The 13,957-nt window shown below is 58.8% G+C and carries 11 protein-coding genes and 4 tRNA genes; 3 read left to right on the top strand and 12 right to left on the bottom strand.

Going from position 1 to position 13,957, the window contains the following annotated elements; all coding sequences use genetic code 11:
- Positions 1-97: 97 nt before the first annotated feature.
- The 7 genes from atpD to fchA all read right to left on the bottom strand — a co-directional run bounded on the left by atpD (position 98) and on the right by fchA (position 3,308).
- Positions 98-1,492 (bottom strand): F0F1 ATP synthase subunit beta, encoded by a 1,395-nt coding sequence (gene atpD, locus ACWJKU_RS08815; protein ID WP_454147782.1) that lies wholly within the window; start codon positions 1,490-1,492, stop codon positions 98-100.
- 82 nt (positions 1,493-1,574) lie between these two features.
- The gene (locus tag ACWJKU_RS08810; RefSeq protein WP_454147780.1) at positions 1,575-1,919 is read right to left on the bottom strand and encodes a hypothetical protein; all 345 of its coding nucleotides are present in this window, start codon (positions 1,917-1,919) and stop codon (positions 1,575-1,577) included.
- A 284-nt stretch (positions 1,920-2,203) separates the two neighbouring features.
- Positions 2,204-2,279: transfer RNA gene (locus tag ACWJKU_RS08805), tRNA-Lys, on the bottom strand.
- Positions 2,280-2,307: 28 nt separating this feature from the next.
- Positions 2,308-2,383: transfer RNA gene (locus tag ACWJKU_RS08800), tRNA-His, on the bottom strand.
- A gap of 20 nt (positions 2,384-2,403) precedes the next feature.
- Positions 2,404-2,480, bottom strand: a tRNA-Arg gene (locus ACWJKU_RS08795).
- A gap of 1 nt (position 2,481) precedes the next feature.
- A tRNA-Pro gene (locus tag ACWJKU_RS08790) sits at positions 2,482-2,558 on the bottom strand.
- A gap of 120 nt (positions 2,559-2,678) precedes the next feature.
- Positions 2,679-3,308, bottom strand: a complete 630-nt coding sequence (gene fchA / locus ACWJKU_RS08785; protein WP_454148080.1) for a methenyltetrahydrofolate cyclohydrolase — start codon at positions 3,306-3,308, stop codon at positions 2,679-2,681.
- A gap of 156 nt (positions 3,309-3,464) precedes the next feature.
- Here fchA and ACWJKU_RS08780 point away from each other — a divergent pair, with 156 nt between their 5' ends.
- Complete coding sequence (locus ACWJKU_RS08780; protein WP_454147778.1) at positions 3,465-4,322, top strand: NADP-dependent methylenetetrahydromethanopterin/methylenetetrahydrofolate dehydrogenase; 858 nt, start codon at positions 3,465-3,467, stop codon at positions 4,320-4,322.
- Between the two features lie 47 nt (positions 4,323-4,369).
- Here the strand turns inward: ACWJKU_RS08780 and ACWJKU_RS08775 are convergent, their stop codons facing one another.
- Positions 4,370-5,098 carry a metallophosphoesterase gene (locus ACWJKU_RS08775; RefSeq protein ID WP_454147776.1) on the bottom strand — a complete coding sequence of 243 codons (729 nt, stop codon included), beginning with the start codon at positions 5,096-5,098 and terminating at the stop codon, positions 4,370-4,372.
- A gap of 193 nt (positions 5,099-5,291) precedes the next feature.
- Between ACWJKU_RS08775 and ispG the strand changes: the two genes are divergently transcribed.
- Positions 5,292-6,530, top strand: a complete 1,239-nt coding sequence (gene ispG, locus ACWJKU_RS08770) for a flavodoxin-dependent (E)-4-hydroxy-3-methylbut-2-enyl-diphosphate synthase (RefSeq protein ID WP_454147774.1) — start codon at positions 5,292-5,294, stop codon at positions 6,528-6,530.
- 28 nt (positions 6,531-6,558) lie between these two features.
- Here the strand turns inward: ispG and ACWJKU_RS08765 are convergent, their stop codons facing one another.
- Positions 6,559-7,386, bottom strand: coding sequence for a ferritin-like domain-containing protein (locus tag ACWJKU_RS08765; protein WP_454147772.1), 828 nt, complete (start codon positions 7,384-7,386; stop codon positions 6,559-6,561).
- Positions 7,387-7,471: 85 nt separating this feature from the next.
- Positions 7,472-10,048 (bottom strand): bifunctional aconitate hydratase 2/2-methylisocitrate dehydratase, encoded by a 2,577-nt coding sequence (acnB, locus tag ACWJKU_RS08760; RefSeq protein ID WP_454147770.1) that lies wholly within the window; start codon positions 10,046-10,048, stop codon positions 7,472-7,474.
- A 230-nt stretch (positions 10,049-10,278) separates the two neighbouring features.
- Between acnB and ACWJKU_RS08755 the strand changes: the two genes are divergently transcribed.
- The gene (locus ACWJKU_RS08755; RefSeq protein ID WP_454147768.1) at positions 10,279-11,205 is read left to right on the top strand and encodes a histone deacetylase family protein; all 927 of its coding nucleotides are present in this window, start codon (positions 10,279-10,281) and stop codon (positions 11,203-11,205) included.
- A 140-nt stretch (positions 11,206-11,345) separates the two neighbouring features.
- Here ACWJKU_RS08755 and ACWJKU_RS08750 read toward each other — a convergent pair whose 3' ends face one another.
- The gene (locus ACWJKU_RS08750) at positions 11,346-12,683 is read right to left on the bottom strand and encodes a UDP-glucose dehydrogenase family protein (RefSeq protein WP_454147766.1); all 1,338 of its coding nucleotides are present in this window, start codon (positions 12,681-12,683) and stop codon (positions 11,346-11,348) included.
- Between the two features lie 60 nt (positions 12,684-12,743).
- Complete coding sequence (locus ACWJKU_RS08745; RefSeq protein ID WP_454147764.1) at positions 12,744-13,928, bottom strand: O-succinylhomoserine sulfhydrylase; 1,185 nt, start codon at positions 13,926-13,928, stop codon at positions 12,744-12,746.
- Positions 13,929-13,957: the final 29 nt, after the last annotated feature.

Here is a 13,957-nt window from a genome sequence, read left to right as displayed (position 1 = left end):
CGATCTCCCGACGCAGGATTGCTTATGCTAGCAGAGTGCTTTCCATCGGCAAGGGTATTGCCGATACCGGACGATGCCGCTTGCTCTCGACGTCCGGCTAGCGTTTGTCCTGCATCGTTCCGCGCATGTAACAGCGATCTTCCGATACGCCGTCGTAATCGCCGCGCAAAAAGGCTTCGCAATCGGCCAGAGTCCGTTCCAGAGGCACGGAGACGCCCGGAATGCCGGTGTGCTCGGCAACCGTGTGGAACGGCTGGCTGAGATAGCGCTGAAGCCTCCGCGCCCGCAGCACCATGAGCCGGTCTTTTTCGGAAAGCTCCTCGATACCCAGCATCGTGATGATGTCTTCCAATTCCTGATAGCGGGCGAGATGCTCGCGCACGCCCTCGGCGACGGCATAATGGCGGTCTCCGAGAAAATAGCGATCCATCATATTGCTGCCGGACAGCAGCGGGTCGACGGCCGGATAAATCCCTTTGGCCGCCTGAGCGCGCGACAGGATCACGCTGGTGTCGAGATGGCCGAGAATGGCGTTTACCGCAGGATCGGTCATGTCGTCGGCCGGAACGTAAATCGCCTGAACCGACGTGATATTGCCCCGCTGCGTCGACACGATACGGTCCTGCAATTCCGCAACCTCGCTCAACAGGGTCGGCTGATAACCGACCGTGGCCGGCATCCGTCCGAGCAATCCGGAAACCTCGCTCCCCGCCTGCACGAAACGGAAGGCATTGTCCATCAGGAACAAAACCTCCTTACCCAAGGAATCGCGCAGATATTCCGCATAGGTCAGCGCCGTCAGCCCGACCCGGAACCGCACGCCGGGCGACTCGTCCATCTGCCCGAACACCAGTACCGCGTTAGCCATGACGCCGGCATCGCGCATTTCATGCCACAGCTCGTGCCCCTCGCGGATGCGCTCCCCTACCCCGGCAAACACCGACACGCCTCGGTGCAAAGCGACGATCGCGTGCATGAATTCCATGATCAATACGGTCTTGCCGACGCCTGCGCCGCCGAACAATCCCGTCTTGCCGCCCCGCACGAACGGACACAACAGATCGATCACCTTGATGCCGGTTTCCAGGATGCGGCTGGCGGGGACCGCCTCGTGCAAAGCGGCGGGAGGCGCCAGAACTTCCCGAAATTCGTCGCGCGGCAGCGGCCCGCCGCCGTCCAGCGGATCGCCGAAGACATTCAGGAGTCGCCCCATACATTGCGGCGAAACCGGCACCCGCAAGGCCGCCTCGCTATCGTAAACCGCCATGCCGCGCTTCAATCCCGCCGTCCGGTGCAAGGTAATCGCCCTGACCCGCGCCGGATCGAGATGCTGATGAACCTCGAACACATAGCACTCATCGTCGACCGCGGCATATAAAGCCCGATGCAAAGGCGGCAACGACCGGCAGGCGATATCCACCACCGGACCGTAGACTTCGGCGATATGGCCGATCGGTATAGGCGTAACTTCTGTTTCGCGGTGGCCCATCATGGTTTTTACGGCAAGATTCCGATGAACGTTCAATCGTAACCGCCTGCCCGGAAAGCGGCCAAGCCGGATCGACGCGCCGAGTTCATTCCTTGATGCCGCAGTAGATTTTTTCCACCAATGTCTTGAACCAGCGCGGCCGTCTAATAACCACATACAGACCGATCGAACCCGCCACGGGAATCGGGGCGATGTCCAGGACCAGCAGAACGATCAGGCTCAGAAAACATTTGACTCTGACGGCCATTGATCCCGGCCGATATCCTTGCCGCTGCGCCGGGCAATCCATCGGCGCCCGCAGCAGGTCCCGATAAAGATTCTCCACGACCTCGTAAAACCACCTTGGCCTTGCGATCACGATAAACATGCCGGTCAAGCAGGTCAGCGATAACGGCCCGAAACCGATGATCGCGAACGCCGCTAGAACCAAGAAACATTTTATCCGTGTACCGTTCATCGATGCCTGAAATATGCCGTTGAAATCCAGCGTACCGGCTCAGGTATGACATCGCCAAAAACAAAAAACCCGGCTTTGCGGACTGTGTAAAAAGCCTGTCTCCGCCCCCCTATTACCGCTTTATCTGGCATCGATCCGTGCGACGCTGAGAATCAAATTACGCGACGCCTTGCACCGGGCAAGGAATGATTTTTTTCGGACTATTCTTGGAAATCGGAAAACAAAAGGCCTGCACCGCTGCAAGCCTTTGATTTGATTGGTGGGCCATGTAGGGATCGAACCTACGACAAACGGATTAAGAGTCCGCTGCTCTACCAGCTGAGCTAATGGCCCGATTATGGAATGTTTAACGAGCTGAAATTGGGGTGACCGATGGGGCTCGAACCCACGACAACCGGAATCACAATCCGGGGCTCTACCAACTGAGCTACGGCCACCGTCGAAAACAAAAAATAGATGGCGCGCTTGGCAGGACTCGAACCTGCGACCCTCGGCTTAGAAGGCCGATGCTCTATCCGGCTGAGCTACAAGCGCGTGGTCGGGGTAGAGGGATTCGAACCCCCGACATTCTGCTCCCAAAGCAGACGCGCTACCAGACTGCGCTATACCCCGGACGACCTTCATGAACGAGAAGCCGTTCGGCTAACCATCAAGACCGACAATATTACCCAGGTTAAAATCAATCGTCAATCGATGTGCTGAATTCGCGAGCCGATGGAAACGGAAACCGTCTTACAACTTGCTTTTAGCCGTTTGAAAGATCTCTTCGCTCAGATTATCCATTCCGTCCAAAATTCCCTTCAATTCATCCAAACGAGAAGACACGAACCCTTCATCCTTTATCGCGCCGGCATTGACGTAAACATTCAGCGCGGCGCTTTTCAGCGCGGCTTGAGCTGCGACGACGGCAACGCCGGCATCGCTCACTACGTTTCGGTTTCCTTTTTCCGCCGCGGCCTTGCTCAATCGGATCACTTCGGCGCAGGCTTTTGCGCATTCGAGCGGCACATCGGTCGCCTCGCGCAAAGTCGATTGTATCTGCTGGCTTCTCGCGTTTTTTTGCTCGTCCGTTTCTTTCGGCAATCCGTAAGCGGCCATGACTTTACCGAACACTTCGACATCGGCTCTGACCATATCCATCAGCCGTGCCCTTAAATTTTCCGCTTCCGCCAACAGTTCCTTCATCTCGGGCTCGACCGCCTCATAGTTTTTTTTCCCTATGGTGAGATTGCAAACCATGCTCACCAATGCGGCACCCATGGCGCCCATGATGGCCGCTGCGCTGCCGCCTCCCGGGGTCGCCGACTTGCTGGCCAAGTCGTCCAAAAATTGGTGGATTGTTTTGTCTTTGATCATGCCGATTCGCTCCATGAGTGTCATAGTATGAAAAATGGCCGGAGAGTATAAAACACCCGACATTACGGGTTAAAATTTTCCGTTTTTTTCAGATTGTTCGGCCATAAATACGAGAAAAGCCGCCAAATCCGGTCAAGATTAACGCCATCCCAAGGAAAAAGAATGAAGAAGCTGTTATTTCAGTTTGATACCGATTTTCATCCGTCCGTGTTCGACACCGTGGTAGCGTATGACGGCGGTGCGGATCACGTTATCGGTCATGGCGGTTTGACGCCGGAGACTGTCGGCGCGCTAGTGGACGGTACGATTTTCACGCGAGCGCCGAAGGATAAAAAAAACACGGCGATCTTCATCGGAGGCAGCGATTTGGTCGCCGGGCAGGAGCTTCTTAAAGCAGTCAAAAAGAAATTTTTTGCCGGTTTCCGGGTATCCGTGATGCTCGACAGCAACGGCAGCAATACGACCGCCGCGGCCGGCGTCGCCAAACTCGCCGCCAGCGGGACGATCGCCGGAAAACGAGCGGTCGTTCTTGCCGGTACCGGGCCTGTCGGCCAGAGAGCGGCGGTCATGTTGGCCAAAGAAGGCGCTAATGTCTCGATTACCTCCCGGCAGATGGCGCGGGCCGAAAAAGCATGCCAAGACATGATGCGGCGTTTCGGCGTGGAACTGACGCCCGTGGAAGCTCGCGATAGCGATGCTCGCGGCAAGGCCGTAGAGCAAGCGCAGATCGTGTTTGCGGCCGGCGCAGCCGGGGTAGAACTGTTGGAAGCCCGCCACTGGCAGGACAATCCGTCGATCGAACTGATGGCGGATGCGAACGCAACGCCCCCGATCGGAATCGGCGGGACCGATATGATGGACCGCGGGGCGGACCGGAACGGAACGATCGTATGGGGCGCCATCGGCTTCGGTACTCTGAAGTTAGCCTTGCACCGCGCCTGCATCGCGAAACTGTTCGAGAGTAACGATCAAATCCTGGATGCCGAGCAAATTTTCGAAATTGCGAAGGCAATGGCCTGAAGCGCCCGGCCGGCGACCGGCGATTCGGCCGGAACATCGGGGAATGGTTAAAGCTCCAGTATCTTTCCCGGGTCGAATTCGCTAACGAGTTGATTGGGGAAATAGCCCCGGGGGTTACAGAGAATCCGCGTGCCCGAACAGCGATAGTCCGAAACGGCATGGGTGTGGCCATGAAACCAGGCCGCGATCTCGAAGCAGTGGAGAACCTCTCTCAAGTCGTTGCAGTAGGCATGGCGTTTGATCTGGTTGGGGTTATCCCGCCAACTCCAGGGCGTCGGGGCATGGTGGGTAACCACCACGGTTTTTCCGGAAAACGGCTTCGCCAGTTCGGCAAAAAGCCAACGGCGGGATTCCCGGTGCAACCGAAGATAATTATTCGCACTCAGGAGTTCCGTGCGGTATCGAATCTTGCGGAAATCATTGACGATGGAAACCAGTTCATCCAGTCGGTCGTTGTCGTCGCTTCCAAGGCCGCTCCACAGAGTACACCCCAAGAACCTCACACCGTCATATTCCCAGGAGCGTTGCTCCAGGAACCGGACATTGCTTCCGCTGGCGCCGTCCGTCAGAGCCGCCAGAGTGGACAGGTACTCTCGACCGTAAAATTCATGATTACCGGCGACATAGACGACCGGCTTCCGAAACGATTTAAGCCAATCCAGACCTTCGCGGCCGACGCCGATGTCTCCGGCTGCGACGATGATATCGGCATCGGTCGTCGCGATTTTCAAAGGTCCGAATTCGAGATGTATGTCTGAGAAATATTGAATGCGCACGAATTTATCTGATCATCGGCCGGAGCTTCTTCAGGTGTTTACGATTCCGGCAAGAGCTGCAAATTAAATTATAGAATTATAACTTGACACCCAAGTAAAGAACTCGGAAATTACCGAAGGCGCACACGATAGGCTTGAGCCGTGTCGTTGATAAAATAGCGGACTTGCGAAGTATTCCAGTAGGTTTTTGAGCATGATGAAGAGAAGAAATTCGGTCGGTGTAAAAGTCGGTGAAGTCCAGATCGGCGGCAATGCGCCGGTTGTCGTTCAGTCCATGACCAACACCGATACCGCTGATGTGAAAAATACCGTCAAACAGGTGATGGATCTGGCAAAAGCCGGCTCCGAATTGGTCCGCATTACCGTCAACAACGAGGAATCCGCGCAGGCCGTCCCCGAGATACGCGAGCAGTTGGACAAAAGCGGCTGCCGGGTTCCCCTCATCGGCGATTTTCACTTCAACGGCCACAAACTTCTAGACAAGTTCCCCGGTTGCGCCGAAGCGCTGGGCAAATACCGCATCAACCCCGGCAATGTGGGCCGCGGTTCGAAGCGCGACCCGCAGTTCGCCCAGATGATCGAATTCGCCTGCCGATACGAAAAGCCGGTGCGGATCGGGGTCAACTGGGGCAGTCTCGACCAGTCTGTGCTGGCCCGGCTGCTGGACGAGAACGCGCAGCTCAGCGAACCCAAACCGCTCGCCGAAGTGATGCGCGAGGCGGTCATCACCTCGGCGCTGGAGAGCGCCGAGCGAGCCGTGTCGCTTGGGCTGCCTAAGGATCGCATCGTGTTGTCGTGCAAGATGAGCGGCGTTCAGGAACTGATTGCCGTTTACCAGGCCCTCGCCGAGCGCTGCGATTACGCTTTGCACCTGGGGCTCACCGAAGCCGGCATGGGTTCCAAGGGTATCGTGGCGTCCACGGCGGCCTTGTCGGTACTGCTGCAACAGGGCATCGGCGACACGATCCGTATTTCCTTGACGCCCGAACCGGGCGCCGATCGCATTCAAGAGGTCATCGTCGCCCAGGAAATCCTTCAGACCATGGGCATCCGCTCGTTCACGCCGATGGTCATCTCCTGCCCCGGTTGCGGCCGCACCACCAGCGACTATTTTCAAAAACTGGCCCAGCAGATTCAAAGCCATCTCCGCCACAAAATGCCGGAATGGCGCAAAAGATATACGGGCGTCGAGGACATGCACGTCGCCGTGATGGGCTGCGTGGTCAACGGTCCCGGCGAAAGCAAGAACGCCAATATCGGGATCAGCTTGCCGGGCACGGGCGAGCAGCCGGTCGCCCCGGTATTCGAGGACGGCGTAAAGACCGTGACGCTCAAGGGAGACCGTATCGCCGAGGATTTCCAGGAATTGGTCGAGCGTTACGTCATGTCCCACTACGGCGCGAAGCAGGAGCAGCAAGCCGTCGCCGAATGAGGGCAGAGAACTCCCGGCCCGCGGCGGCTCAGCCGATTTGGGCCGGGGTCGCCGCAGCCATCGTCTCCAGACGTTCCAGCTCCAGGGTGCTGAATCCTGCCGCCCGGCGCAATTCGGCATTGAACGGCCCGCGGACGGCTCCCCGAAGATAGCGCTCGACAAGGCTGAAATACTCCGCCACGGGGTCGACGCCCCGTTCGTTGCACACGTACCGGAACCAGCGGCTGCCGCGCGCCACATGACCCACCTCATCCCTCAGGATGATCCTGAGGATATCCGCGGTGGAATCGTCGCCGATGGCCACCAGCTTGGCGATCATGGCCGGGGTCACATCCAGCCCTCTCGCCTCCATCACCCGCGGAACCAGCGCCAAACGGGCTTCGACATCGTGCGCCGTTTCCTCGGCCAGTTCCCATAATCCTCTATGTGCCGGGAATTGGCCGTAGTCGGCATCGAAATCCTGGAGCCGTCCGCGAACCAGCGAAAAGTGAAAAGTCTCTTCGATCGCCACTTCCAGCCAGTCGTCGTAGAACGTCGGCGGCATCCCGCGAAATCGATAAACGATGTCCCAGGCCAACTGAATCGCGGTGAACTCGATGTGGGCGATGGCGTGAAGAAATGCGATTCGTCCGGCCTCGGTCGTCAATTTCCGTCGCGGCAAATGCCTGGGATCCACCAGCTTCGGATGCTCGGGGAAGCAAACCTCCGATGCCGGCCTGGGCGGCGGCGCACGATCGTCCAGCGAAAAGCCTTCTTGCCGAAATATCCGAGCCGCCTGCTCGGTCGCTTTAAGCTTGCCTTCGACGGACGACGTATAAAGGCATGATTCCGCGATCTCGAACAGATTGGTCGCCATGAATTTCTCAACCGTTTCAGGAGATAGAACTATTGGCCGTCGCCGGCCATAGTCCTGCGGGATACGGCCGGCGGCGCTTCGCGGTTCAAGCGGCTCCGTCCAGGGCGATCCGGTCCGCCTTTCTGACATAGTCGGGAATCTGATCGAAATTCAGGTAGCGATACGTATCCGGGGCATCCTTTTCCAGCGCCTTCGCGAAAGCCATGTATTCGTCTCGAGACGGAATCCGGCTCAAGATCGAGCAGACCGCGGCCAGTTCCGCCGAAGCCAGAAACACGTTGGCGCCCGCCCCCATGCGGTTGGGAAAATTCCGCGTCGAGGTCGACACCACGGTGGCGTTATCGGCCACTCGCGCCTGATTGCCCATGCACAGCGAACATCCGGGCACTTCGGTACGAGCGCCTACTTTGCCGTAGGTGCCGTAATACCCCTCTTCGGTCAATTCCAACTGGTCCATCCGGGTCGGCGGGACGATCCACAACCGCCCCGGAACCTGCTTGCCGAAATTTTCCAGGATTTTTCCGGCCGCCCGGAAATGGCCGATGTTGGTCATGCAGGAGCCGAGAAAAACCTCGTCGACCCGGGTTCCCGCGACGGCCGACAACGGCTTTACGTCGTCCGGATCGTTCGGGCAGCAGAGCAGCGGCTCCGTGATCCGGTTGAGGTCGATCTCGATCACTTCGTGATACTCGGCGTCGGAATCGGGCTCCAGGAGCACGGGATCGGCCAGCCAGTCCTGCATGGCCTTGATTCGGCGGGTCAGCGTTCGGATATCGCCATAGCCTTGATCGATCATCCATTTGAGCAGGACGATATTGGAGCGCAAATATTCCTCGATCGGCTCCTTGTTCAGACGCACGGTGCAGGCGGCGGCGGAGCGTTCGGCCGAAGCGTCGGCCAGCTCGAAAGCTTGTTCTATCTTGAGATTCGGCAAGCCTTCGATTTCCAGAATGCGTCCCGAAAAAACGTTCTTCTTGCCCTTTTTCTCGAGCGTCAAAAGTCCCCGCTGCATGGCCGCATAAGGAATGGCATGCACCAGGTCTCGCAACGTGATGCCCGGCTGCATTTCGCCCTTGAATCGGACCAGAACCGACTCCGGCATGTCCAAAGGCATCACGCCGGTGGCGGCGGCAAAAGCGACCAGCCCGGAACCGGCCGGAAACGATATGCCGATAGGAAAGCGGGTATGGGAATCGCCGCCGGTCCCCACGGTGTCCGGAATCAGCATGCGGTTGAGCCACGAATGAATGATGCCGTCGCCGGGGCGGAGCGACACGCCGCCGCGGTTCATGATGAAGTCGGGCAGCGTGTGGTGAACGTCGACATCCACCGGTTTGGGATAAGCCGCCGTGTGACAGAAGGACTGCATCACCAGATCCGCGGAAAATCCCAGGCAAGCCAAGTCCTTGAGCTCGTCGCGGGTCATAGGTCCGGTGGTATCCTGAGAACCCACCGTGGTCATATGAGGTTCGCAATAGGTGCCGGGGCGCATGCCCTTTACTCCGCAGGCCTTTCCGACCATCTTTTGCGCCAGGGTATAGCCTTTGCCGCTGTCGGCCTCGGCTTTCGGACGCCGGAATACCGGAGAAATATCCAGCCCCAGAGCCTTGCGGGCGCGATCGGTGAGACCCCGTCCGATGATGAGCGAAATCCGCCCTCCCGCTTGCGCTTCGTCCAGCAGAATATCGTTCTTCAAAACGAACGTGCAGAGCGGCTCGCCGGTGCCGTGGCGCCTGATCTCGCCCTGATAGGGATAAATATCGATGACATCGCCGGTATTCAAATTCGTGACGTCGCACTCGATCGGCAAGGCCCCGGAATCTTCCATGGTGTTGAAGAAAATCGGGGCGATCTTGCCGCCGATGCAGACGCCTCCGGCCCGCTTGTTCGGTACGTACGGAATATCCTCGCCGATAGACCACAACACCGAATTGGTGGCGGATTTCCGAGAAGAGCCCGTACCCACGACATCGCCCACGAAAGCGACCGGCCAGCCTTTTTTCTTGAGTTCGGCAATCTGCTCTTCGGCATGGGTAACGCCTTCGCGCGGCACTTTCAGCATGGCTTTGGCGTGCAGCGGAATATCGGGCCGGGACCAGGCATCCTGGGCAGGAGACAAATCATCGGTATTGATCTCTCCCGGCACCTTGAATACCGTCACCGTAATCACTTCGGGCACTTTCGCTCGGCTGGCAAACCATTCGGCCTCGGCCCAGGAGCGCATGACCGCCTGCGCATTCGCATTGCCGGCTTCGGCCTTTTCGCAAACATCGTGGAACGCATCGAACATCAGCAAGGTGTGCGACAAGCCTTTGGCGGCCAGCGCTCCCAAGACCGGATGGTCGAGCAATTCGATCAGCGGGGCGACATTGTATCCGCCCAGCATGGTGCCGAGGAGTTCGGTCGCGCGGCGCGGATCGAGTATCGGCGAGGCGGTTTCGCCCTTCGCAACGGCCGCCAGAAAGCCTGCCTTGACATAGGCCGCTTCGTCCACGCCGGCCGGCACCCGGTGGGTCAGCAGGTCGAGCAAGACGGCTTCCTCGCCTCGAGGCGGATTTTTGATGAGCGATACCAGCGCGGTGGTCATTTCCGCGCTCAGCGGTTTCGGCACGAGCCCTTGTGCCGCACGCTCGGCAACGTGTCTGCGATATTCTTCCAGCATGACTTCCCCTAAAGTTTACAATTCTGCCCGAATCGAGCCCCAAGCACCATTCGAGCCGGTTTCATCCGTCGGTTAAAACGATCGCCACTTCACGCTCTCGGGATAGAGCCGTTGATCTCCTGTCCAAATATCAGGGAACACGCCGTATCAAATGGTATCGATTCTATTCCAACGCCTATACTCGGGTATTATATGGATCGCCTATACGTTTATCACGCCGGATGCTCGTCATGACTTCGATTTACTTCAGCCATCGGAGTTTCCTGGAACACGACACCGGGCTCGGCCATCCGGAAAGCGCGGAGCGCTTGCGCGCGATCGAACGCGCGCTCGGCCGGGCGAATTTTGACGGCCTCGATCGGCGTCAAGCGCCGCGCGGCACCCGCGAGCAGATCCGCTTAATCCACACCGACCGGCACATCGATTATGTGCTCGGCGCCGTGCCCCGCCAGGGTTTTGCCTATCTCGACGCCGATACCGTCGTCTCGCCCGGCTCGGGCGAAGCGGCTTTGCACGCCGTGGGCGCCGCATGCGCCGCCGTGGACGCCGTTTTCGCCAAAGAGGCCGCGAATGCTTTCTGCGCCGTCCGTCCGCCTGGACATCACGCCGAACCCGGGGCGGCCATGGGATTCTGTTTATTCAACAATGTCGCCATCGCGGCGGAATATGCCCGCGAGCGCCACGGAATCAAGCGCGTCGCCATCGTGGATTTAGACGTGCATCACGGCAACGGCACCCAGCGGGTGTTCGAGACGAACCGGGAGGTCCTGTACGCATCCACGCATCAGTTTCCCTGGTATCCCGGCACCGGAAGCTCCGAAGAAACGGGAGTCGGCAACGTGATCAACGCGCCCCTTCCGGCCGGGAGCGGGTCCAAGGCGTTTCGTTCGGCCTTGACGGAAAGGATTCTGCCGGCCGTAGGCCGTTTTTCGCCGGAGCTGCTTTTGATTTCCGCCGGCTTCGATGCCCATAGGGACGATCCCCTGGCCGGTTTGAATCTGGTCGAGGACGATTATGCCTGGGCGACCTCGGAATTGGCGGCGTTGGCGAAAAAACACGCGGAAGGCAGGCTGGTATCCGTCCTGGAAGGCGGATACAACCTGGAAGCTTTAGGCACGAGCGTGGCCGCGCATGTGCGTGCGCTAATGGAAAGTTAGAGCGTTTTCGATACGGGGCCGGGCGTAGGGGCGACTCAAGTCGCCCCTACATTACGGCAGACCCGTCGCACGGAATCGAGATGAAAACGCTCTAGCGGCGAAAACGAGGGGGCGCCCGAAGCGCACCCTCGCGCATGATCTCAGGCCAGGGGCGATGCCACTCGGCCGATGCCAAAGTAATCAAATCCCAAGGTTTTCATTCTGGCCGGATCGTAAAGATTACGACCGTCGAAAATGACCGGATGCGACAGTTCGGCCTTGATCGTGTCGAAATCGGGGCTGCGGAACACGTTCCACTCGGTGACGATGATCAGGCCGTCCGCGCCCTTCAGCGTGGCTTCGGGGCTGTCGCAGAGCGCGAGGTCGGACCGGTCTCCGTACAGCCGGCCGGCTTCGTGCGTTGCAACCGGATCGAACGCTTGTATCCTGGCGCCGGCTTCCCATAAGGCTTCGATGATCACCCGGCTGGAAGCTTCGCGCATGTCGTCGGTATTGGGCTTGAACGCCAGCCCCCAGAGCGCGAACGTCTTTCCTTTCAGATCGCCCTTGAAATAGTCGTTGACTTTCTCGTAAAGGCGCCGCTTCTGCCGGTCGTTGACGTCCTCGACCGCCTGCAGTAGCTGAGCCTGATAGCCGACATCGCGCGCGGTGCGCTCGAGGGCTTTCACGTCTTTGGGGAAGCAGGAGCCGCCGTATCCGCAGCCGGGGTAAATGAAATGGTAGCCGATTCTGGGATCGGAGCCGATCCCGACTCTCACCTTTTCGATATCCGCGCCGAGACGTTCGGCCAGATTCGCCAATTCGTTCATGAAGCTGATTTTCGTCGCCAACATGGCATTGGCCGCGTATTTGGTCAGTTCGGCCGAGCGGATGTCCATGCAGACCAAGCGGTCGTGGTTGCGGTTGAACGGCGCGTACAACGCCCGTAGAAGTTCGGCGGTGCGCGGATTATCGGTACCCACCACGATGCGGTCCGGTTTCATGAAATCTTCGATCGCCGCCCCTTCCTTCAAGAATTCCGGGTTTGAAACCACATCGAACTCGCACGGTCTCTGCCGGTCGTTAAGCACCGTGTTGATCGCCTGGCGCACCTTGTCCGCGGTACCGACGGGGACCGTCGATTTGTTGATGACGATGCGATAATCCTCCATGCGTTCGCCGATGCTGCGGGCGACTGCGAGCACATATTGCAGATCGGCCGATCCGTCCTCGTCCGGAGGCGTGCCGACGGCGATGAACTGAAACAAGCCATGCCGAACCGCCAGATCCACATCGGTGGTGAAATGCAGACGCTTCGCGGCCATGTTGCGTTCGATAACGGCATCCAGGCCCGGCTCGTAAATCGGAATCTCCCCTTGGTTGAGGCGGGCGATTTTGCCCTCGTCGATGTCTACGCATACGACCTCATTGCCGACCTCGGCCAGACAGGCGCCGGTAACGAGACCGACGTAACCCGAACCAAATACGGTTACTTTCATGGCTATTCCTTTTTTGTTAAGAAAACGTGTTCCCGAACGCCGACATCAGGGAGCGGCGTCTTACTCAAAGGCGCGAAGCAAGTCGCGCCGGATGTCTTCGATATTCTCCAGACCCACCGAGATACGGATCAAGCCGTCGCCGATGCCGGCCGCGGCCCGCTCGCTCTCGCTCAATCTGCCGTGGGTCGTGGTTGCGGGATGGGTAATCGTCGTCTTCACGTCACCGAGGTTCGCGGTGATGGAGAGCAGGCGGGTCGAGTCGATCAGTTTCCAGGCTCCCACCCGGCCGCCCTCGACTTCGAAGCTCACGATTCCGCCGCCCGCAGATTGTTGCCGCACGGCCAATTCGTGCTGGGGATGGGATGGCAGCCCCGGATAATACACTCGCTTTACCCACGACCGGGTTTCCAGCCATTCGGCAAGATTCAACGCGTTTTCGCTGTGGGCGCGCATGCGGATCGACAAGGTCTCCAGCCCCTTGAGAAACACCCAGGCATTGAAAGGACTCATGGAAGATCCGCCCGTCCTCAAAAACGGATAAATCTCCTTGTCCAACAACTCCTGCCGGCCGATGATCGCGCCTCCGACGCAGCGCCCCTGCCCGTCCAGGAACTTGGTCGCCGAATGAATGACGATATCCGCTCCCAGATCCAAAGGCTTCTGCAGCGCGGGCGTACAGAAAACGTTGTCGACCACCAGCAAACTGCCATTTTGCCTGGCTATCGTTGCAATGCGATGAATATCCGCAATTTCCGTCAGCGGATTGGAGGGCGTCTCGAGAAAAAGAAAGCGCGTTTCGGGTCGGATCGCCGCCTCCCAGGCGGCATAATCGGTCATGTCCACGAAAGTGGTCGCAACGCCGAATTTGCCCAGATAATTCTGGAACAGCAAAACCGTGTTGCCGAATACGCTCCGCGAGCAAACGACATGGTCGCCGGCCTTCAACAGTCCGAAAGCGGTCGTGGCGATGGCGGCCATTCCCGATGCGACCGCGATGCAGCGCTCCCCGTTTTCCAGGGCGGCAAGCCTTTCCTCGAAGGCTCGAACGGTCGGATTGGTGAAGCGCGAGTAGATATTGCCGGGAACTTTGCCGGAGAACCTGGCGGCGGCATCTTCGGCGCTGCTGAAAACATAGCTGGACGTCGCAAAGATCGGATCGGAATGCTCCCGCTCGGGCGTCCGTCGCTGCCCTGCGCGTATCGCTTGAGTTTCGATGGCGTACTGCTGCCAATCCCATTCGGTCATGATCGATCTACCTCGCAAAAAGCATCCTG

The sequence above is a fragment of the Methylocaldum sp. MU1018 genome (assembly GCF_053646775.1).
Note: the sequence above shows the minus strand (reverse complement) of the source record. Positions and strands in the feature narration are given on the sequence as shown.